The sequence below is a fragment of the Streptomyces arenae genome (assembly GCF_022343545.1).
Classification (GTDB): domain Bacteria; phylum Actinomycetota; class Actinomycetes; order Streptomycetales; family Streptomycetaceae; genus Streptomyces; species Streptomyces humi.
In genome coordinates this window covers 75,355-96,663 of record NZ_JAKQYH010000090.1, presented here as the reverse complement: position 1 = coordinate 96,663, position 21,309 = coordinate 75,355, and the positions used below count along the sequence as shown (strand labels likewise).

General features: G+C 71.7%; 19 protein-coding genes. 6 read left to right on the top strand and 13 right to left on the bottom strand.

The annotated features are described in order from the left end of the window. The first annotated feature begins 5 nt into the window (after positions 1–5). Entirely contained in the window at positions 6–836 is an 831-nt protein-coding gene (locus MB828_RS42480; RefSeq protein WP_301652824.1) for a helix-turn-helix transcriptional regulator, read from the top strand. Here MB828_RS42480 and MB828_RS42475 read toward each other — a convergent pair. The 3 genes from MB828_RS42475 to mshA form a co-directional block, all read right to left on the bottom strand. After that, the gene (locus MB828_RS42475) at positions 815–2,503 is read right to left on the bottom strand and encodes a glycosyl hydrolase family 28-related protein (protein WP_301652823.1); all 1,689 of its coding nucleotides are present in this window, start codon (positions 2,501–2,503) and stop codon (positions 815–817) included. The genes MB828_RS42480 and MB828_RS42475 overlap by 22 nt on opposite strands. A 131-nt stretch (positions 2,504–2,634) precedes the next feature. Then, positions 2,635–3,144: a YbjN domain-containing protein gene (locus MB828_RS42470; protein WP_301652822.1), complete on the bottom strand. Its 510-nt coding sequence runs from the start codon at positions 3,142–3,144 to the stop codon at positions 2,635–2,637. After that, a complete protein-coding gene (gene mshA, locus MB828_RS42465; RefSeq protein WP_133026747.1) occupies positions 3,137–4,474 on the bottom strand; it encodes a D-inositol-3-phosphate glycosyltransferase in 1,338 nt (445 codons plus the stop codon). The genes MB828_RS42470 and mshA overlap by 8 nt, the downstream gene beginning before the upstream one ends. A 266-nt stretch (positions 4,475–4,740) precedes the next feature. Here mshA and MB828_RS42460 point away from each other — a divergent pair, with 266 nt between their 5' ends. The 3 genes from MB828_RS42460 to MB828_RS42450 all read left to right on the top strand — a co-directional run bounded on the left by MB828_RS42460 (position 4,741) and on the right by MB828_RS42450 (position 8,450). Beyond that, on the top strand, positions 4,741–5,508 hold the full coding sequence (locus MB828_RS42460) for a class I SAM-dependent methyltransferase (RefSeq protein ID WP_430381511.1): 768 nt from the start codon (positions 4,741–4,743) through the stop codon (positions 5,506–5,508). 199 nt (positions 5,509–5,707) lie between these two features. Continuing rightward, complete coding sequence (locus tag MB828_RS42455) at positions 5,708–6,832, top strand: C40 family peptidase (RefSeq protein ID WP_301652820.1); 1,125 nt, start codon at positions 5,708–5,710, stop codon at positions 6,830–6,832. A gap of 262 nt (positions 6,833–7,094) precedes the next feature. Then, the gene (locus tag MB828_RS42450) at positions 7,095–8,450 is read left to right on the top strand and encodes a PP2C family protein-serine/threonine phosphatase (RefSeq protein WP_301652819.1); all 1,356 of its coding nucleotides are present in this window, start codon (positions 7,095–7,097) and stop codon (positions 8,448–8,450) included. Positions 8,451–8,610: 160 nt separating this feature from the next. Here the strand turns inward: MB828_RS42450 and MB828_RS42445 are convergent, their stop codons facing one another. The 4 genes from MB828_RS42445 to MB828_RS42430 form a co-directional block, all read right to left on the bottom strand. Further along, positions 8,611–8,961, bottom strand: a complete 351-nt coding sequence (locus MB828_RS42445) for a DUF2516 family protein (protein ID WP_133026751.1) — start codon at positions 8,959–8,961, stop codon at positions 8,611–8,613. 105 nt (positions 8,962–9,066) lie between these two features. Further along, positions 9,067–9,702 (bottom strand): hypothetical protein, encoded by a 636-nt coding sequence (locus MB828_RS42440; RefSeq protein WP_301652818.1) that lies wholly within the window; start codon positions 9,700–9,702, stop codon positions 9,067–9,069. Positions 9,703–9,779: 77 nt separating this feature from the next. Then, complete coding sequence (locus MB828_RS42435) at positions 9,780–10,253, bottom strand: helix-turn-helix domain-containing protein (RefSeq protein WP_301652817.1); 474 nt, start codon at positions 10,251–10,253, stop codon at positions 9,780–9,782. 209 nt (positions 10,254–10,462) lie between these two features. Then, positions 10,463–11,587, bottom strand: coding sequence for an FAD-dependent oxidoreductase (locus tag MB828_RS42430; protein ID WP_301652816.1), 1,125 nt, complete (start codon positions 11,585–11,587; stop codon positions 10,463–10,465). Between the two features lie 53 nt (positions 11,588–11,640). Between MB828_RS42430 and MB828_RS42425 the strand changes: the two genes are divergently transcribed. Next, positions 11,641–12,333, top strand: coding sequence for a TetR/AcrR family transcriptional regulator (locus MB828_RS42425; protein WP_301652815.1), 693 nt, complete (start codon positions 11,641–11,643; stop codon positions 12,331–12,333). Between the two features lie 457 nt (positions 12,334–12,790). Here the strand turns inward: MB828_RS42425 and MB828_RS42420 are convergent, their stop codons facing one another. Then, positions 12,791–13,162, bottom strand: coding sequence for a VOC family protein (locus MB828_RS42420; protein WP_301652814.1), 372 nt, complete (start codon positions 13,160–13,162; stop codon positions 12,791–12,793). Positions 13,163–13,393: 231 nt separating this feature from the next. Between MB828_RS42420 and MB828_RS42415 the strand changes: the two genes are divergently transcribed. After that, on the top strand, positions 13,394–14,503 hold the full coding sequence (locus MB828_RS42415; RefSeq protein WP_301652813.1) for a MerR family transcriptional regulator: 1,110 nt from the start codon (positions 13,394–13,396) through the stop codon (positions 14,501–14,503). Positions 14,504–14,544: 41 nt separating this feature from the next. Here MB828_RS42415 and MB828_RS42410 read toward each other — a convergent pair whose 3' ends face one another. From MB828_RS42410 to MB828_RS42390, 5 genes are all read right to left on the bottom strand, one after another. Next, positions 14,545–15,270: a class I SAM-dependent methyltransferase gene (locus MB828_RS42410; protein WP_301652812.1), complete on the bottom strand. Its 726-nt coding sequence runs from the start codon at positions 15,268–15,270 to the stop codon at positions 14,545–14,547. 113 nt (positions 15,271–15,383) lie between these two features. Continuing rightward, positions 15,384–17,372 (bottom strand): HelD family protein, encoded by a 1,989-nt coding sequence (locus tag MB828_RS42405; protein WP_301652811.1) that lies wholly within the window; start codon positions 17,370–17,372, stop codon positions 15,384–15,386. A gap of 64 nt (positions 17,373–17,436) precedes the next feature. Next, a complete protein-coding gene (locus MB828_RS42400; protein ID WP_301652810.1) occupies positions 17,437–18,054 on the bottom strand; it encodes a TetR family transcriptional regulator in 618 nt (205 codons plus the stop codon). Between the two features lie 24 nt (positions 18,055–18,078). Further along, on the bottom strand, positions 18,079–18,960 hold the full coding sequence (locus MB828_RS42395; protein ID WP_133026758.1) for a hypothetical protein: 882 nt from the start codon (positions 18,958–18,960) through the stop codon (positions 18,079–18,081). Positions 18,961–19,041: 81 nt separating this feature from the next. Then, positions 19,042–21,261: a phosphotransferase gene (locus tag MB828_RS42390; protein WP_430381510.1), complete on the bottom strand. Its 2,220-nt coding sequence runs from the start codon at positions 21,259–21,261 to the stop codon at positions 19,042–19,044. Between the last annotated feature and the right edge of the window lie 48 nt (positions 21,262–21,309).

Below are 21,309 nucleotides of genomic sequence, written 5' to 3'. Positions count from 1 at the left end.
TTTGCATGGCCGCCCGGCAGCCCGTCACCCAGGAAGTCACCGCCTGGCGTCCCCGTGTCCCGGGCGTCGCCGAGGTCTTCCACGCGCACTTCACCGGGTACGCCTACCCGATGCACGTCCATGACGCGTGGACGCTGCTCATCGTGGACGACGGCGCCGTACGGTACGACCTCGACCGGCACGAGCACGGCACCCCGGGCGACACGGTCTCGCTGCTGCCCCCGCACGTCCCGCACAACGGCTCCCCGGCCACCGCGGACGGCTTCCGCAAACGCGTGGTCTACCTGGACGGCGCGCTGCTCGGCGACCACCTCATCGGAGCCGCCGTCGACAGCCCCGACCTGCGCGACCCCCTGCTGCGGCAGCGCGTCGGCCGGCTGCACACCGCGCTCGCCCGCCCCGGCGACGAACTGGAGGCCGAGAGCCGCCTCACCCTCATCGGCGAACGGCTGCGCGACCTGCTCCGCCCCCGGCCCGACACCCGCCCGGACCCCCGCCCGGATGCCAGGCGGCGCCCCGACCCGGCGCTCGCCCGCTCGCTGCGCGAACTCCTCGACGAGCGGGTCACCGAGGGGCTCGCCCTGGAGGAGGCCGCCCGGCTGCTGTACGCCCATCCGGCCCATCTGGTGCGGGCGTTCAGCGGCGCGTACGGCATCGCCCCGCACCAGTACCTGATGTCCCGGCGGGTCGGCCGGGCCCGCCGGCTGCTGCTGGACGGGGTCCCGCCCGGCGAGACGGCCACCGCCGCCGGCTTCTACGACCAGGCCCACCTGACCCGGCACTTCAAGAAGCTGGTGGGCGTGACCCCGGGGCGCTACCGCTCCAGCGCGCGCTGAGCCTCGTACAGGTTCCGCGGCCGTACCTCGTCCCAGGTGCCGTACAGCTCCAGGCGGGAGTTCAGGTCGCCGGTGAAGTCCGGTACGTCGGTCTGGTCGAAGTCGGTGACCGTGTTGAGGCCGACGGTGGCCGCGTACGGGGCGAGGCCGTCGAGGCGCATCAGGCCCGCCCTGCCGTTGGTCACGCGTACGTTCCAGTGCGTGAACCGCGCTCCGAACAACGGGCCGGCGTTCGCGTCGCCGCCGTGGCGGCCGTTGTTGTTCACCGTGATGTCGGTGCGGACGTTCGCGAAGGGCAGACCCCGGTGGGAGTCGAAGGTGCCCATCCGCATGTCACCGCGCGACCAGACGTTGTACGACGACAGGCCCTCGACGTTGATGCCGTGCAGCTGGGTGTCGGCGGGGGCGGGGACGGTGCGTTCCTCGACCGTGAAGTCCTCGATCAGGTTGTCGTGGGAGCCCTCGCGGCAGAAGTAGGGGTGGTGTTCGCCCCGGCCGCCGACCCGGGTGCGGCGCAGTGTGCAGGCGGAGGCGGCGACCAGGCCGAAGCCGTTGTCGACGTTGCGGACCGTGACGTCGTCCACCCAGCAGTCGTACGCGCACTGCAGGACGACCCCGTTGTAGCCCTTGTCGAGGAGGTGCGGGGACTGCGGGGTCTCCATCACCTCCAGGGTGAGGCCCTCGACCCCGGCACCGGTCAACTCCCGTACGTGCGTGGTGAGCTGTGGGTTCCATTCGGGGCGGAGGTCCAGCGGGAGCGGGCGTTCCAGGGTCACCCTGCGGCCGCGGACGGCGATGACGCGCACGGGCCATTCGTAGGGGACGTACGACAGCAGCTTGGTCTTGTCCTCCCAGTAGTACGCCGCAGGGCCGGGGCCGCCGCCGGACATGTGCTGGAGGAGGGTGTGGGCGCCGTCGTCGGAGACGCGGAGCAGGACCAGGCGGCCGGGGCGGAGCCGGGAGGCGTCGGCGACGGTGACCGTCCGGTCGCCCTGCCGGGCCGGTGCGACGGGCGTCAACTGCTCCCACTCGTCGCGCCTGTTGCCCGTCCAGCCCTCGAAGGGCCAGGCCTGCGCCCTGATCGCCGCGGTCAGGGAGTCCCACCGCGCCTTCGGCGCCAGCCAGATCAGTCCGCCCGCCCAGGACCACGCCGACTTGGTGCCGCCGTATCGGGAGCCGTAGGGGCCGATCAGTTCGGTGAGGCTCTTCGTCGCGTACAGGGTGGTACGGCCGCTGCCGGCGCCGCGCAGCACCACGTGGTCGTGGCCGAGCTGGATCAGGCCGTCGATGCGGAAGGTGCCGGGCGGGATGGTGACCGTGCCACCGCCGGCCCTGGCGGCAGCGGCGATGGCACGGTTGATCGCGGGGGCGCAGTCGGTGACGCCGTCGGCCACGGCACCGAAGGCGCGCACGTCGGCCACCACGGGCAGGCGGCGGACGCGGACGGCGCCGGCCCGGCCGACGTAGGGGATCTGCGGGTGGGTGAAGGGGGTACGGGTGAACTCCCGCCACAGGGAGGGGGCGTGAGCGTCGGAGGAGGGGGCGTGAGCGTCGGAGGCGTGGGCCGTGCCGGCGCCCGTCACGGTGGCCGCGGCCACGGCGGTGGCGCCGGCGAGCAGGGTCCGTCTGGTCATGCCGTCGGTCGTGTCCTGGTGCGCGGTACTCATGCCGTACGCCCTTCCATGCGAGCCAGTCATGGATGTGAACGACGTTCAGATCTGCGTCGAGCGTGAGCATGCCACGATGACCAAGCGCTGCGGAAGACTCGTGCGGAGGTCGGTCAGCGGTCAGTCAGCGGTCATTCAGCAGGGCGTTCGATCAGGTGGGTGAACGCGTCCAGGTTCCGCGTCGACTCGCCCCGGGCCACCCGCCACTCGTACTCCTTGCGGATCGAGGAGGCGAAGCCCAGCTCCAGGAGGGTGTTGAAGGCGCCGTCCGCGGCCTCCAGGACCTGGCCGAGCAGGCGGTCGATCTCGTCCGCGGTGACCGAGGCGAGCGGGAGCCGTGCGGTGAGGTAGACGTCACCGAGCCGGTCGACGGCGTAACTCACGCCGTACAGCCTCAGGTTGCGCTCCAGGAGCCAGCGGTGCACGGCCGGCTCGTTCTCGTCGGGGTGCCGGATGACGAAGGCGTTCAGGGAGAGCGAGTGGCGGCCGACCAGGAGCGAGACGGTCGTCTTCAGCTTGCGGGTGCCGGGGAGCTGGACGACGTAGTTGCCGGACTCCGGGCTCTCCCACTCCAGTTCGGCGTCCTTCAGGACACCCTCGATGACCTGCGCCGCCTGCCGCTCCTGTGAAGCATCACCCATGGGCCGAGCGTACGCGACGGCGGTGCGCCTGGGTCGCGGCCAGGTACACCTCGGCGGTGGCGGCGGCCGACGCGTCCCAGCCGAAGCACTCGGCGTGCCGGGCGGCGGCTCCGCCGAGACGGCCCGCCAGGGACGCGTCGTCGGCGAAGCGGCGCAGCACGCGCGCGTACTCGGCGGGATCGTGGCCGCGCACCAGGAAGCCGGTCTCGCCGTCCCGCACGGCCACCGGCAGCCCGCCGACCGAGGCGGCGAGGACGGGGGTGCCGGCCGCCTGTGCCTCTATCGCCACCAGGCCGAAGGACTCGCTGTAGGAGGGCATGACGAGGACCGAGGCGGCGCGGAACCAGTCCGCCAGCTGCTCCTGCCCGACCGGCGGCCGGAACCGCACGACGTCCGCTATGCCGAGCCGCGCGGCCAGCTTCTGCAGGCCCTCCGGCTTGGCGAGACCGCTGCCGCTGGGGCCGCCGACGATCGGCACGACGATCCGGGAGCGGAGTTCGGGGCGCTCGTCGAGGAGGACGGCCACGGCGCGCAGCAGTATGTCGGGGGCCTTCAGCGGCTGGATGCGGCCCGCGAAGAGCGGGACCAGGGCGTCCTGCGGCAGGCCGAGGCGGGCGCGGGCGGCGGCACGGCCGTCGGCCGGCCGGAAGCGGTCGAGGTTCACGCCGGGGTGCACGACGGCGACCTTGGCGGGGTCGGCGCTGTAGTGGCGGACGAGTTCGGCGGCCTCTTCGGAGGTGTTCGCGATCAGCCGGTCGGCGGCGGCGACGATCTGGGTCTCGCCGATGACGCGGGCGGCGGGTTCCGGGGTGTCGCCGTCGGCCAGGCTGGCGTTCTTGACCTTGGCCATGGTGTGCATGGCATGTACCAGGGGGACGCCCCAGCGCTGGGCGGCGAGCCAGCCGACGTGGCCGGAGAGCCAGTAGTGCGAGTGCACGAGGTCGTAGTGGCCGGGGCGGTGGCCGGCCCAGGCCTGCATCACGCCGTGCGTGAAGGCGCACAGCTGGGCCGGGAGGTCCTCCTTGGCCAGACCCTCGTAGGGGCCCGCGTCGACGTGCCGGACGAGGACGCCGGGGGCGAGCTCCACGGTGTGCGGGAGGCCGCCTGCGGTGGCCCGGGTGAAGATCTCGACCTCGATGTCGATCGCGGCGAGGCGCTGCGCGAGCTCCACGATGTAGACGTTCATGCCGCCCGCGTCGCCCGTGCCGGGCTGGTGGAGCGGTGAGGTGTGCACGGAGAGCATGGCGACGCGGCGGGGTCGGCGCGGCCGCAGGAGCCGGGTCGCAGCCGACGGGGAGCGGCGCCCGAGCCTGCTGACGTACTGGCTCACGTGGCGGTCCTCCTTGTGCGGGCATGCCTCGGGGAGGACGTGGGGGTCCTCTCGGTGTGCAACAGCGCAGGGACGAGTTCCCATTCCGGGGCCGGTCAATTTTGCCGACAGATTACCTGGTGTCGCTCAACCGTTCGAGGACGGGACGCGTGGGGGTGACAGAGCCCCGCGCCCCTCACCGGGCGCTCGCACTTACCCTCGTACGCATGACTACCCGCGCCTCCCTCCCCCACTCTCGGCTTCGCTCGAGCGGGGGGACCCCCATCGTGGGGACGGTGACGCGCGGGACCACGAACCCCAATCGGCTGCGGCGGATGGACCGGTGGATCGCCGCGGTCCACGGTGCCGAGCTGCGGCGCACCCGTGAACCTCTGGCCATTGATCTCGGGTACGGGGCCGCGCCCTGGACCGCCGTGGAACTCCTCGGACGGCTGCGGACCGTCGCGCCACGCGCCCGGGTCGTCGGTGTGGAGATCGAGCCCGCGCGGGTGGCCGCCGCGAAGCCCTACGAGCGGGACGGGCTGGTCTTCCGGCACGGCGGCTTCGAGATCCCGGTACCGGTGCGGCCGGCGCTGATCCGCGCCGGCAACGTGCTGCGGCAGTACGACGAGACCGAGGTCGCCGGCGTCTGGGAGCGGCTGTGCGGGCGGCTCGCGCCCGGCGGGCTGCTGGTCGAGGGGACCTGTGACGAGATCGGGCGGCGGCACGTGTGGGTCGCGCTCGGTCCCGAGGGGCCGCGCACGGTGACCTTCGCGACCCGGCTGGGATCGCTGGAACGGCCGTCGGACCTCGCCGAACGGCTGCCGAAGGCGCTGATCCACCGCAACGTGCCGGGTGAGCCGGTGCACGCGTTCCTGCGGGACTTCGACCGCGCCTGGGCGGCGGCGGCGCCCTACGCGTCGTACGGCGCCCGGCAGCGCTGGATCCGGGCGGTGCGGGACCTGACGGCCGACTGGCCGGTGACGGACTCGCCGGTGCGCTGGCGGCAGGGGGAAGTGACGGTGGCGTGGGGGGCGTTGGCACCGGCGGCCTGACGCGGTACGGGGGCGCGGTACGGGGGCGGGAACGATCTAGGTGAGTCGTACGTCACAAAGGCGGGGAGACCGTCATGTCCCGGGGGAAAGCGGGGAGGAACCCACCTGCCGTTACCCCTGTCGCTTTACGGCGCAGCGTGGCACGATCCTCCACGTGTCGTAAGTTACTGACGGTTAATCAGTTTTGGGGGGTCGGGGCATGGGACCGGACAAGCACACCGTCCGGCCGGGTGGGCGCGGGATCCTGGCGACGGCGGTGACCGTGGTCTGCGCGGTGACCGTACTGGCGGCCCCCGGCACGGCGTTCGCGGCACCGGACCCCACGCCTTCCGCGAGCGCCACGTCCGGCGCGAGCGCCTCCCCCAGCCCGTCGGTGACCCTGCCGCCCGACAAGGACCTGGAGGCGGTACGGCGGAAACTGGACGACCTCTACCACGACGCGGCCGTCGCCACCGACGCCTACAACGCCGCCGAGGAAGCCGCCCAGAAACAGTCCGCCCAGATCGTCGAGCTGGCGAAGAAGATCGTCAAGGGGCAGCGGAAACTGGACCAGTTGAAGCAGCGCGCGGGCCGGGCGGCGGCCGCCCAGTACCGCACCGGCGGACTGCCGGACAGCGCGCAGCTGGTGCTGAGCGACAACCCCTCGCAGTTCCTGGACGCGGCCGGGCGGGTGCTCCAGGGCCAGCGCGCCGCCAAGGGCCTGATCCGGGAACTGACCCAGACCCAGCAGGACTTGAAGCAGTACGCGGCGGACGCGGCCGGGCAGTGGAACAAGCTGGAGGCCGGGCGCAAGGCGAAGGCCGCGGCGAAGAAGAAGATCACCGAGCGGATCGCGGCCGCCGAGGAACTGCAGTCGAAACTCGAGAAGAAGCAGAAGAAGCGTCTCGCCGAGCTGGAGCGGCAGGCGGCCTACCAGGCGCAGACCGCCTGGCTGGACACCGGGATACTCGGCGAGATCCACGGCAACGCGTCCGCGGCGGGCCAGAAGGCGATCGCGTTCGCCACCGCCCAGATCGGCAAACCGTACGTGTGGGGCGCCGAGGGCCCGGACTCGTACGACTGCTCCGGGCTGACCTCGCAGGCCTGGGCGAGCGCCGGGAAGCCGATCCCGCGCACCTCGCAGGAGCAGTGGAAGCAGCTCAAGCACGTCGACGTGAAGGACATGCGCCCCGGCGACCTGATCATCTACTTCGACGACGCCAGCCATGTCGCCCTGTACATCGGGGACGGCGCGATCATCCAGGCACCGCGCCCGGGGCGGACGGTGTCGATCGGGGGCGCCGGGACGATGCCCATCCTCGGAGTGGTACGACCGGACGCGTAATGTCCCTTTCGTGAGCTGTGTCATGTGACCCGGCGCACGCCAACACGCCCTCAAACCCGAGCGGCACGTGACCTTCGTCATCCCCGTGCGGCCGCCCGGCCACCCAACTGCGGTACGGCACAAGGCATATGACAGTGGCCTGAGACGGAGCGACGCGGCTCACACCATTCCGTTGCGGTGGCCAGTACCGCTATGGTCCCGGTCGGTGGGTCGAGTCCCTCGTCCCGCCGTGCCCTCGGGGGGAGGGAAGGAACCCGACACGATGCCCGTACCCGTACCGCGGCAGAGAGCGATCCCGGCCGTGGAGAGTGGTCAGGCGCCGGCCGCCGTGCCCGCACAGGACGGCGGCCCCCTCAAGGAAGAGGCCCACCGCACGGAAGCCGTCGCCCCGAACGCAGGCGGCACCACTCTCACCCTGCTGCTGATCGAGGACGATCCGGCCGGCTCGCCGATCCTGCCCGAACTGCGGGACGCGTCCGGCACCTCGATCCGGATCCGTACCGCCCGCAACCTCACCGAGGCCGAGCGGCTGCTGACCGACGACGTCCACTGCATCCTGCTGGACCTGGCGCTGCCGGCGCCGGGCCGCGTGCACGTGGGCCCCGCCACCGACGGCGGTGCCGGTGCCGACACCGGTGCCGACGCCGACGAGCTGGCCGTGCTGCGGCACGTGCTCCAGCTCGCGCCCCGCCATGCCGTCCTCGCGCTCACCGCCTCCGGTGACACCGAGCGCGGCACCGAGGCCGTGCGCGTCGGCGCGCAGGACTACCTCTTCCGGGACGAGCTGGACGGACGGCTGCTGAGCCGCGCCATCCGGTACGCCGTCGAACGCAAACGCTCCCTCACCACCGAGCGCAAGCTCGCGGAGGGGCGGATGCGGGCGCAGGAGAACCGGCGCCTGGAGCGCGGCCTGCTGCCCACGCCGCTGCTGGACGGCTCCTCGCTGCGGTTCGCCGCGCGCTACCGCCCCGGCCGCTCGCGGGCGCTGCTCGGCGGCGACTTCTACGACACCGTGCGCACGCCCGACGGGACCGTGCACGCGATGATCGGCGACGTCTGCGGACACGGCCCGGACGAGGCCGCGCTCGGCGTGGAGCTGCGCATCGCCTGGCGGGCGCTGACCCTGGCGGGGCTGTGCGGTGACGAGCTGCTCGGCACGCTCCAGGAGGTGCTGGAGCACGAGCGCTCCGACGACGAGATCTTCGCGACCCTCTGCACGGTCGACATAGCGCCGGACGGGCGCCGGGCGGGCCTGTGCCTGGCCGGGCACCCGGCGCCGCTGGTCGCCCGGCCGGGGCGGCCGGCCGAGCTGCTGCCGTACGACAACAACGGTCCGGCGCTGGGGCTCCTGAAGGGCGCCCGGTGGCCACGGATGCAGGTGGAGCTGGGGGCCGAGTGGAGCCTGATGCTCTACACCGACGGGCTGATCGAGGGCCGGGTGGGCGCGGGCGGCGAGCGGCTGGGCCAGGAGGGGATGGTCGAGATGGTGCGGCGGCAGCTGGGTGCCGGGCTGACCGGGGAGGCGTTGCTGCGGGCGGCGGTGAACGAGGTGCGGCAGCTCAATGGGGGTGAGCTGACGGACGACGTGGCCGTCGTGCTGCTGGATCGGGGGGTCTGAGAGCGGCTGCTGGCCGTGCGGGGCGCCGCTGTAGACCGTCTGCAGTGACGGCTCGCCGTGCGAGGTGCCGCTGTAGACCGTCTGCGGGTGCGTCGTGGCTGGTCGCGCAGTTCCCCGCGCCCCTTTGGGGCGCGCCTCAGTGGGCGTTTCTCGGGTGGGGTCAGCGGCCGCCGTTGTAGGGGCCGTACGGGCCGTCGCTGCTGCTGCCGCCGCGGCGGCCGCGCCAGCCGCCGCCTCCGCCCGAGACCTGCTTGACCGCGGGCCGGACGTCGACGATGTAGACGATGCTCGCCACCACGCCCGCGATCGGGAGGATGGAGAGGATCGAGAACAGGTAGCTGACCACCAGGGCGATGGCCAGGATGATCAGCCAGAAGACCTTGTTCTGCTTGTCGGCCGCGCGGAAGGCGTCCTCACGCCGGAACGCGGCGTCGAACAGCCCGAACGCGGCCAGGGCCATCAGGACGATCTTCAGCAGTCCCAGGAACCCTGCGAACCCCAGCATCAGCATGCTGCCACCACCCGTTCTCTCCCGATCCCTACGCGGCCACCGTACCCGTAGAACGGGCCGGGCACCCTCAAGGTGCCCGGCCCGCTCGTACCGCTGATACGGCGCTTACTTGGCCGGCGGGGTGGTCTTCTTGGCCGTGGGGGTGGCCTTGCGGGGGGCCGGGGCCTTCTTGGGGGCCGGGGCCTTCTTCACCGCGGTCGGCCTGGCCTCGGCGGCCTTGGGCTCCTCGGCCTTCTTCGGCTCCTCCTTGGCGCCGGCCGGCTCGGGCTTGCCCTCGACGACGATGGCCAGGTCCTCGATCTCCTCGGCGGCCTCGCCGCGCCAGGTCCGCACGGCCTGCTCGCCGTGCTCGGCGACCTTCTCGTAGGTCTCGCGGGCCTTGACGGCGTACTCGGCGGCCACGCCGACCCCGCGCAGGGCGAAGTCCTGGGCGGACTCGCCGAGCTTCTTGAGGTCGCCGTCGAGGGAGACGATGAAGTCGTTGACCCGGGTCTGGAGGGTGGCCTGCGCCTCCTTGGCCCTGGCACCGGCCTCCTTCGCGCGGGCGGTGGCCTTCTCCTGCACGGCCTTCGGGTCGGTGTTGCGCACGGCCTCGATGCGGGCCGGGGCCTCGGTGCGCAGCTGCTCGACCAGTCCGGGGACCTTCTTGGCCTGCTGGAGGGCCAGGTCGGCGGTGCCGGCGGCGAAGTAGAGCGGAGTCGGGTCGCTGAGGGTCTTGCGCAGGTCATCGGTGATGGCCATGGTGATGGTCCTCCCGGATTCACGTTCGGCTGAGGGTTTTGTGGTCCGCGGCGCGGCGGCCGGCGCGCTTGGCCGGCTCATCCGGCCGTCCGCCGCGGACCGGATGCACTGTCGTTCTCGCTGTCGTTCTCGCTCCTGGCATCGCCTTCGCCGGCGTCGACGGCGTCACCGGCGTCGACGGCGTCCGCGGTGGCGCCGGATCCGAAGCCGTTCTCCTTGCGGAACGACTCGTAGATCTGCAGCAGCACCTGCTTCTGCCGCTCGTCGAGCGTGGGGTCGGCGAGGATGGCCGCACGGGTCTCCACCTCGCTCAGGTCCCGCTCGGCGTCGAGGATCCCGGCGCGGACGTACAGCGTCTCGGCGGAGATCCGCAGGGCCTTGGCGACCTGCTGGAGCACCTCCGCGCTCGGCTTGCGCAGCCCGCGCTCGATCTGGCTCAGATACGGATTGGACACCCCGGCGGCATCGGCGAGCTGCCTGAGCGACAGCTGCGCGTTGCGCCGCTGTTCGCGCAGATACTCACCGAGATTGCCGACGTTGAGCGATGCCATGCCTCCACACTGCCCCACCCCCGCTAACAATTGCAAGCACCCGCTTGCAAAAGTGCGCCGAGTCATACCCAGATGGCCGCGCCCCGCGCTGCGCTGGTGTCCGTTCCCGGTCGAAGCGGATTTCGGCGGGCGGGTTGAGGGCTGCGTTTGGCTCAGGCGTCCATGCGTTCGCCTAACCGCGGTGATTTTGATGCTCTCGCGCTTGGCAGTCAGGATGGCTGGACTTCGTCGAAGAGGGCGAGGGCTTCGGCGGGGTCCGGGCTCACGAGGCGTTCCAGACCGGCCGTCGTGATCTTCGCCCATCTGCCGGCCCGTGCCCACATCTGTTCCTCGAAGGCGCGAACGGCCTCGTCCAGATCCCCAGGGCCGGTGGCGGTGGCGACGGTCTCGGCGAGTTCGGCGCCTTCCAGCATCGCGAGGTTCGCGCCCGCCCCCAACGGGGGCATCAGATGGGCGGCGTCGCCCAGGAGCGTCACCCCGGGGACGTGGGTCCAGGTGTGGGACACGGGCAGAACGTAGAGAGGGCGGTGGACGAAAGCGGTGCCGGGGCGGAGGAGGTCGAGGACGGGAGCGGCCCAGCCGTCGAACAGAGCCAGCAGAGCCGATCGCACGGCCTCTACGTCGGCGAGGTCCAGATATGCGTGCCAGTCCAGCGGCGCGCGGAACTGGGCGTACACCTTGACGTGGCCGCCGCTGTTGCGCTGGGCGACGAGTGCTCGGTTCACGCCGTACACAGCCACGGAACCGTCGCCGACCAACCGGGCGAGGTCGGGGTGGCGGGTGTCGACGTCATCGAGGGAGGTCTCGACCGTGGAGACGCCGGTGTAGTGCGGCGTCACCGACGAGACTGCCGGGCGGACCCGGGACCAGGCGCCGTCCGCGCCGACCACGAGGTCGAACGTCTCCTGTCGCCCGTCCGCGAAATGGACCAGTACGCCGTCCCGGGTCCCCGGCACCACCTGCGTCACGCCCCGGCCCCACTGGACGTCGAGAGGGCCGAGCAGCAGGTCACGGAGTTGACTGCGGTCGATCTCGGGATTGGCCCGGTCATCTGGACGGGGTCGCCAGTCACGAAGGACGGTCCCGGCCGTGTCCAGGATGCGCATGGCCTGCCCCTCGGGACGGGACAGCGCCTGGAACTCCGCCAGCAGCCCTGCCTTGTCCAGTGCGAGCTGGCCCAGCCCTTCGCGCAGGTCCAGCGTGCCGCCCGGGGGTCGGGCGTCGGGGCTGGGGTCGCGTTCGAGGACGGTGACAGGGTGGCCATGGCGGTACAGGACACGGGCGAAGGTGAGGCCGGCAGGACCGCTCCCGATCACGGCGATACGATGTCTCATGTCGATACACTGTATTTTCTCGATACGATGCATCGCAACCGTACGATGTGACCATGACTGTCTGGGACCGGCCGGAGCCGCCGACTCGCCCCGTGCCGCTCGACCGGGAGCGGATCGTTGCCGCCGCCCTCGCGCTGGCCGACGAGGGCGGGTTGGAGGCGGTGTCGTTGCGCAAGGTCGCCGCCCGGCTGAACGCGGGCCCGATGCGGCTGTACGGATACATCTCCACCAAGGAGGAGCTGTTCGACCTCATGGTGGACGAGGTCCAGGCCGAGATTCTCCCCGAGGAACAGCCCAGTGACTGGCGGGAGGCGTTGCGCGTCCTCGCCCACCGCACCAGGCTGGCAGCTCTCCGTCACGAATGGCTGGCCGAGCTGCTCGGCCGCCGCCCGGCCCTGGGCCCGAACGGCCTCGCCGTGACTGAGGCCACGCTGGCCGCTCTCGACGGCCTCACCGACATCGACACCGTCATGCGGGCCGTGGAGACGGTCAGCGCCTACTTCACCGGCGCGATCAGGCGCGAGATCACGAACCTGCGGGCCGAGCGCGCCACGGGCCTGTCCAAGCACGACTGGCAGCGCGCCAACGGTCCGCATGTGACAAGAATGCTGGCCACGGGCCGCTTCCCGGCACTGGCCAAGGCCGTGTACGACGGCACGGACGTGGACGCCGAGACATCCTTCACGACCGGCCTGGACTGGGTCCTCGACGCTGTGGCCGCCAAACTCACCCGGCCGTCGACGTGACGCTCAGCTCCTGCCGAATGCGAGCGAGGTCGGGGTCGGTGTCCACGGACCGTGCGGAACTTGCGCCGCCAGAGACCGAGCAGCGGCTGAACGTCCCCACGCTTCGCGAGAAGCTCGGATCCCACGCCTTCTCCAACGACGCCCTACAGGATGAGTCCCGCTAAAACTGGAAGACTCCAGGTCACAGCCCCACTGACCGACAGAACGAATGGGACCACCCCAGCTGTCCCCACAAGCAGGCTCACCACCGTTCAGATCCACTGAGCCGCGCGGCTTCGGAACCGTCCCAGCAGAACTGAAAAGACCCAGCCCAGAGACACCTCACCCATTCAGATCTTCTGGGAACGGACACCTGTCCTGTCTCTGCGGAGTGAGGGGCCCGGAATACCGGGGCTACGCCTTTGACGGCACGCACCTTCAGGTGAAGATCATCGGCGCATCCCAGGCAACGCAGCGATCAGCGCGTGACGATGCAGAAGGGATGCCCAGCAGGGTCGGTGAGGACCCGCGCCTTGTCCCCGTGCGGCTGGTGATCCGGCTTGCCCGCACCCAGTTCCAGCAGCCGGGCCTCGGCCTCGTCCAGGCTCTCCGCGACCTTGAAGCAGATGTGAAGCTGCTGGGGAACGATCTGGCCGGGCCAACTCGGAGCCCGGTAGTCCTCGACCCGCTGGAAGCCGTTGAAGAGTCCGTCCTCACGGTTGAGACCTGCGAACTCGGCGTCCGACTTCGGGTGTGGCTCGAAGCCGGTGGCCTGCTGATAGAACGCGGCCAAAGCGAGCGGATCAGGGCAATCGAGGGTGATCGCGACCAGTTCCATCTGCAGGGGCATGAGACCTCCGAGCCGATCAGTGGACTTCCGTGCACGCCAGAGGGGCGGCTGCCTACCGTTGAGCGGGACGGGGAGAGCATCTTCGTTCCACTCAGCCGCAAGCACAGCAGCTCAGAACTCCGCCATGCCAACAGATATCTGGGACAGGAGACGGTGGTTGACCTTCACCTAGGGGGAGCGCGCAGCATCGGGGGGGCCGGGCGGTGGGCTCGGCATGAGGAGGGACGGGGCATGGGGTTGCTGACCATCGGGGTGTTCGCGAAGGCGGCCCGGCTGTCGCCGAAGGCACTGCGTCTCTACGACGAGCTCGGCCTGCTGACGCCCGCCCGGGTCGACCCGGTCACCGGCTACCGCCTGTACGCGCAGGAGCAGTTGGAGCAGGCCCGGACGGTCGCATGGCTCCGCCGTCTGGGGATGCCCCTGGCCCGCATCCGGCACGTCCACACGCTGAGTGCGGTCGAGGCGGCCCAGGAGATCCGGGCGTTCTGGGCGCAGGTCGAAGCCGACACCGCCGCCCGGCGGGACCTGGCCACCTTCCTCATCGACCACCTGTCACGGAAGGACCCCGCCATGTCGTCGACCGCCGAGCCCCTGGGCATCCGCTACGCCGCCCTCTCGGACAAGGGCCTGGTCCGCGAGAGCAACCAGGACACCGCCTACGCCGGCCCCCGCCTGCTCGCCGTCGCCGACGGCTGCGGCAGCCAAGGAGCACCGGCGAGCGCGGCCGCCGTCGAGGCGCTCAAGCACATCGAGATCGACAGCGTCCCGGCCGGCGGTCTCCTCAACGTCCTCGAAGACGTGATCGAACAGGCCCAGCGGGCCGTGCACGACATCGCCGGGAGCGGCCCTTCGGCCGACGGCACCGGCACGACGCTCACCGCGATGCTCTGGACCGGCTCGCAGCTGGCCCTCGTCCACATCGGCGACTCCCGTGTCTACCTGCTGCGCGACGGAGAGCTGTTCCAGATCACCCACGACCACACCATGGTCCAGTCGATGGTCGACGAAGGGCGCCTCAGCCCGGAAGAGGCCGCGTCCCACCCCCAGCGGTCGCTGCTGGTACGCGCCCTGGGCCACGGCGCCGACAGCACGCCCGACATGCGCCTCCACGACGCCCGGCGGGACGACCGTTACCTGCTCTGCTCCGACGGCCTGTCGACGGTCGTACCGACCCGGGACATCCACCGGGTGCTCGCCGGGACCGGCGAACCCGAACAGGCCGCCCGTGAACTCGTCACCCTCGCCAACGGCTCCGGCGGCCCCGACAACATCAGCTGCGTGATCGCCGACGTCCTGGAGCTCCGGCCCACGGCCGACGGCGACGGGGCATCAGCCCTGTGAGTCCGGTCCCGGGGTGAGGACGGTACGGCCGTTCGCGTGGGTCACGGGCGGTGGGCGACGAAGACGAGCTCTCGGCCCGGGCGGTCGGGGGCGTCGCGGACGTCCTCCAGTACGTAACCGTGCGCGGTCAGGTCCGTCTCGACCTCCCCCCGCTCGCGGAAGCGGAGCACGGAATCCGATGTCAGCACCGTCCCGTCGGCGGCGAACACGTACGTCCAGCGGTACGTCACGAGCGGCCCGCGCACCTCGACCGCCTCCACCCAGCTCTCGACCGCGCCGACGCCGGGGATCTCCGTCACGCGGTACGAGGTCTCGCGGTTCCACTCCTCCCAGGCGCGCCGGGCCGGCACCCGGGTCTCGAACACCAGGAGCCCGCCGGGCCGCAGTGCCGCGTGGGCGTCCCGCAGGGTCCTGCGCCACGCCGGTGGATCGGCGATGGCCTGGGCGACGTTGGCCGTCATGGTCGCCAGGTCGACACGCAACGGCGGAAGTGCCGTCGTATCGCCGGGGATCCAGCGGACGCGCCCGGCACCCGGTTTGCCGCGGGCCACGTCGACGGAGGCGTGGGCGGGGTCGACCCCCACCACCTCCAGCCCGCGCCCGGCCAGCAGGAGTGCGAACGTGCCGGTCCCGCAGCCGATGTCCAGCACCCGGCGCGCCCCGGACTCCTCAGCGAGACGGACGTAGGCGTCGAGATCGCCGCGGTCGGGGTCGAGCGCGTCGTAGATCGCGGCGAGACGTGGATGCCCGTAACACTCGTCAGCCATTCCCCAAGGGTGCTGAAGTCCGCGCGAAAGTGCCAGGGAGGGGCGCGTGGCGCGGCTGCGGCAGCCACACACCACCGGCCGCGCGGTGGCGGGCGCGGCCCTTGCGGGGTGCCTCAGAACGGCAGGGGTCTGGTGTGGATCACGTCCAGGCGGGAGACCGCTCGGGTCAGGACCACGTACAGCCTGTGGGGTCCCCTTTCCTCCGCCTCCGCGATCGCCGCCGGTTCCACGGCGACCACGTGGTCGTACTCGAGGCCCTTCACCATGCTCGCCGGAACGACGGCCACCCTGGCGTCCGCCGGGGTGATGCCCGCGGACGTCAGGGCCTCGCGTACGGCGGCCGTCCCGCCGTCCGCCGCGATCACCCCCACCGAGCCCTCCCGGGCCAGGGCCTCCCGGACCGCGGTGACGGTCGTCGCGTGCAGATCCTCCGCCGGGCGCAGGGTCAGCTCCCCGTCCGTCCGGAACGACCTGGCCGGCGGTACGTCCGTGCCCAGCCGCCGCAGCAGCCTGTTGGTGAGGTCCACGACCGCGGCCGGGACGCGGAAGCCCGTGGTGAGCGGGACGACCCGGGCGCCCGGCTTGCCCAGGTGGTGGAGCACGGTGTCCCAGCTCCGCGCCGACCAGGGTGTCGTGGCCTGGGCCAGGTCGCCGAGGACGGTGAGGGAGCCGAAGGCGGCCCGGCGGGCGATCGCCCGGCACTCCATGGGAGAGAGGTCCTGGGCCTCGTCGACGACGATGTGGCCGTACCCCTCGGGGTGTTCCACGAGCCCGGCGACCTCGTCCAGGAGGACCAGGTCGGCGGCCGACCAGCGGGCGGACCGGTACGAGCGCGGCGGCCGCGGCCAGCGGAGGTCCCGCTGTTCGGCGGGGGTGAACAGTCCCTCGGCGGCCCGGGCCAGTACCGAGGCGTCCGTGAGGAGTCCGGCCACCACCTCCTCCGGCCGGACCTTCGGCCAGACCGTGTCGAGGCAGGCGCTCATCGCCCGTGAGCGTTCCAGGCGGCGGGTCCAGGCGGCCGGCTGCGGCCCCGCCCGGCGTTCGGCCAGCAGCTGTACGGCACGCATCGCGCGCCCCCGTACCCGCTCGCGGCCGACGGCGTACGGCGGTTCCTCGTCCCGTACCTCCTCGACGATCCGCGTCAGGGTGCCGGCGGCCACCCGCCAGGTGTAGGTGCCGTCGGACAGTGACAGCGCGGTGACGCCGGCGGTGGAGACGTGGGCGTACAGGGCCCGGCGCAGCACCTCCGCCATCCGGGGGTCGTGCTTGAGCGTGGCGGTGCGGTCGGGATCGGTCGCGGTGACCGGGTGCCGGGCGATCTCCTCGTGGAGGGTGGTCTGGCGTACGCCGGTCTCGCCGAGGGCGGGCAGCACCTCGGAGATGTACGAGAGGAAGGTGCGGTTGGGGCCGAGGATCAGCAGACCGGAGCGGCGGACACGCTGGGGGTGGGTGTAGAGGAGGTAGGCGGCGCGGTGCAGGCCGACGGCGGTCTTCCCGGTGCCCGGGGCGCCCTGGACGCAGACGGAGTCGGTGAGGTCGGCGCGCACCAGGTCGTCCTGGTCGGGCTGGATGGTGGCGGCGATGTCGCGCATGGGGCCGACCCGGGGGCGTTCGATCTCCTGGGTGAGGAGGGTGCCGGTGCCCGACTCCCCCTTGCCGAGCCGTTCGTCCTCCATGCCCGTGAGGTCGGCGGAGTCGCCGCGGCTGCCGGGGGCCCAGCCGAACCGGCGCCGGACCGCGACGCCCTGGGGGTCGTCGGGGCCGGCCTGGTAGAAGGCGCGGGAGACCGGGGCACGCCAGTCGACGACGAGGGGCGGGGCGGTCGGCTCCTCGCTGATCCGCAGCCGGCCGATGCGGTAGCTCTGCCCGGCGTGCTCGCCCGCCTCGAAGTCCAGCTTGCCGAAGAACAGCGGCCCTTCCGGCAGCTCCTTCATCTCCTTGGCCCGGCTGCGCAGCCGGTACCCGAGCACCTCGGCGTCGGCGCCGGAGGCGGACACGTCCTCGCCGGTGACGACGTGCTCTTCGGCGCCCTCGACCATGCGGGCGAGGGCGGCTCGGCAGATGTCGTGGTAGGCGCGTTCACGGTCGAGTTCCTGCTGCATGGGCACAGCGTAGGCGAGAAAACGTAACCAGGTTAAATTTTTTACCGAGCCTCAGCCGACCGCGTCACTCGGCCAGCGGGGCCAGTGCCCGTTCCAGCCGTCCGAACGCCCGCTCCGCCGCGCGCACCGCGTCCTCCCGTACGTCCTCGACCCGCTCCCCCGCCGCGATCCGGCGCCAGTTGTCCTGCGCGAGGATCCGCTGTACGGCGATGATCTGGCCGGCGGCCAGCCGGGCGTCCAGGGTGCCGCCGAGCGCCCCGGCGAGGGCCGCCTCGGACCGCTCCAGATAGGCGTGCTGGCGGGCGACGAGCGTGGCGGTGCTGTTGAGGAGGGTGTGGAAGGCGAGGACCTGAGGGTGGTCGTTGAGACCGGTGACCGGGTCGTTGTGGGCGAGACCGGAGAGGAAGCGGGCGCGCAGCACGCCGACCGGCGACTCCGTGCCGGTGGCTCCCGCGACCAGCCGGGCGGCCTCCGTCTCGTGGTCGGCGATCCGGTGCAGGACCAGGTCCTCCTTGGCGGGGAAGTACCGGAACAGCGTCGGTTTGGAGATCCCGGCCGCGGCGGCCACCTCGGCGACCGACACCGCGTCGAACCCCTTCGCCAGGAACAGCCGCACGGCGATGTCCGACACGTCCTCGTACATCCGCCGCTTCTTCAGCTCCCGCAGCCCCATCTCACCCATGGGGCCGAGCCTACGCAGGACGGGTCAGGCCAGGGTGCCGCGGCGCCACTGGGGCGGTCTGGCGAGGAACCAGAGATCGTCGAAGTGCTTGATCCAGGTCACCACGGCCGCCTCGGCGACTCCGTCCCGGGACCACACGTTCAGGTCGGTCCGGTACCCCTTGGGGTCGTAGTACTCGTCCCCCATGTGGTGCAGCCGCATCCGCGCGGACAGGTCGTACAGACCGTGCAGCACCTGCTGCCGGTTGAAGATGCAGATCTTGTCGCGCGGGATGCCCGGATAGAGGCGGTACTCGCACTCGACGCGCACCCGGCCGGCGTGCGTGAGCCGTTCCGCGAGTTCGGAGAGGATGTCGTCGTACTCGCGGCACCGCTGCTCCATGCGCTTGCGGAAGTCAGGGTCGTCCTCGGGCACGTCCCGTTCCCCGACCTTGGAGGGGACGGTCATCGGCTGCCCGAAGTCCGGGACGAGCATCCGGATCAGCACCCTGCGGGTGGGGCCGGGGTAGTCCGAGAGGTCCTCGAGACGGTGGTACAGGGCGTTGTAGAGCGTCTCGCCCGTGTAGCCGAGGAAGCTGATCTCCACTCTCCGGGCCTCGAAGGCCTCGCTGACGAAGCTGCCCAACTGGCTGGAGTTCACCAGCGACCTCGCCGGGGCGCGGACCGACGAGGTGAGCTCCTTCACCTGGTCGTACAGGACGTAGCCGACCAGGCTCAGCAGCGCACCGCCGAGATAGGCCTTGCCCTCCAGGGCGTCACCGACGGGCTTCACGAACTGGGCCGTGAGGCCGGTGGCGAAGATGCCGAGCAGGAGGGTCCGGGTCACGACGGGCTCGACCCGCTCCTGGAAGCGTCTCAGCCGGGATGCCCTGGTCACGTCCGCCGAACCACCGCTTCGCCCCGACATGCACGCCCCCTCCGCGCCACGCTGCCCGGACGGCACAACGGGCCCATGGGCAAACGGGTATTCGGAGCACTCATGTTCCCGCTAGGCCAGGGCCCGGGCAAGATGGGGGTTCGCCGTCGCCCGGACGGACAGGCCCATGGAACCCGTGGCCGCCGTCAGGGTCATGGCGTACGAGTCCACGGCCCGGCGGACGTTGGGCGCGTCCAGGCTCGCCCCGGTGACCAGGCGGTCCAGGTCGACGTAGGCGGAGCGGATGATCTCGATCCAGCGGTACACCCGCCAGTCGCGTTCCCAGTCATGGGTGAACCTGGGGTCCAGCCCACGCACCCACCGCCGGAACATCCGGTCTCTGATCTCCGGCCGGGTCGGGGTCAGGTGCATGTGCCGCACCAGGTCGTACAGCGGGTCGCCGACCAGGGCCATCTCCCAGTCGATGACGGTCAGCGCGAACCGGTCGTCGCGGCGCACCAGGTTCCAGGGGTTGAGGTCGCCGTGCAGCAGGGCCGGGGCCCGGCGGCTGACCTGGTGCCGGGCGAGGATCTCCCGCAACCGGGCGGCACCGGGAAGGCCCAGGAAGCGGACCAGCTGCTGGGATTCCTTGGGAAGTCCGGCGACCAGGGCGACGAGTTGCTCGCTCAGCCAGCTGTAGAAGTCGGGCTCGCCCGCTGCGGGATCGAGCTGGGTGTGGTCGACCCCGGTGAGTGCGGCCAGCTGGTCGACCAGTCCGTCGGCCTCCTGCGGGAGGAGCCCGTGCACGGGGTGGTCGGGTTTGCGGTCGGTGTCCGGCGGGCCCTCGTAGGTGTGGATGGCGAAGCGGTCCCGGGAGTAGGCGAAGAGGTAGCGGGAGTGGCTCTCCCCCAGCGCCAGGACGCGAGGGGCCGCCACCGCGACCTGGGAGCGCTCGATCGCCCGCAGTACCGCGTGCTCGCTGAGGTAGCTGCGCTCCCGTCGGCGGACGTGCGGCACCTTGCGGCGGATCACCACCGGGAAGTCGATGCCCGGTACCCGGATCACCGAGTTGAGGTGGGCGGTGCCCTTGAACACCTGACGGGCCGGTGCGGTGCCCTCCAGGAACAGGGCCGCGCGCACCGCGGAGTGCGGGAAGTCCGGGTGCTCGGGCACCCTCCGGTCCTGACGCCATTCCATGACCCCGGCGGTCCGGCCCCGCCGGCCGGCCCCGTCGACCGGTGTGGACGCGGCCCAGCGGAACAGGACGTGCTCGATCTCCCGGACGCCCGGCACCGTGCGCAGCCGCAGCGGTTCGGCTGCCGCCTCCAGCGCGCGGCGGACGGCCGCCGTCGCCTCCTGGAGGTTCTTCTCGTCGAAGGACTCCTGCAGGGACTTCGCGGCCCGCATGACGTCCGGGTAGACGGACTGGGCCCGCTCGAAGTCCACGTAGTGCCGCAGGTCCTTGGTCACCCCGTGGGTGGCGGTGGGCCGCACCGCCCGCATGGCGGCCACCCATGCCTCCACGACCTCGTCCCACTGGTGGTCGGGGTAGTGCATCCGCACCAGATGGGTCGCGAGGTCGTGCAGAGGGTCCCCGAAGGTGGCCAGCTCCCAGTCCACGCAGGTGACCAGGGGCCCGCCGGCCGGCGAGGTGATCAGGTTGTCACGGTGGAGATCGGCGTGGAGGAGGCTGTACGGGCGCCGGGTCAGCACGGGAACCCGGTCGGCGAAACGGAGCAGGGCGTCCTCGGGAATGCCCAGGGCCGCGAACAGCCAGCCGAAGGCAGGGCCGTTGGCCTGACGGATCTGGAGATCCGCCATCCGGGCCAGCGTCCGCAGGAAGGCCTGGCTGTCGCCGTGGTTGCGCGGCCACATCGACGGCAGCGGCGGCAGTACCGCACCGCGCACCTGGGTCATCCCGGCGAGCAGCCCCGCCAGGTCCTTCAACAGGACGGCGCCGACCGGTTTGCCGTTCTCGCAGACGCTGGAGAGCGGGACACCGTCCACGAAGCTGTGGATGGTGAAGCGATTCCCCTCGAAGAGGCACTCGGGCACGTTCGGCAGCACGCCCTTGATCGCCCGCAGGATCCGCGCCTCGTTCTCCCAGGTCCGGATCACCACGGAGAGGGCGTCGGTCCTGCGTACCCGGACGGTCACGGCCGGGCCGGGTTCCCGCCCCAGCAGGCGGGCCATCGGCTCCGTCAGGGGGAGGACGTAGTTCTGGTTGTGGAAGCCGTTGCTCGCCAGTCCGCGTTCCGCCGCGTGGCCCAGGAACGCCTCGTACTCGTCGTCGGGCAGAGGCCTGCCGGTGTCTCTCCCGACGACGACAGCGGGAACAGACGGTGCACCCACAGGTCGCTCCGGGGGACGGTACGCGCGCGGTATCGCGTGGATCGGGAA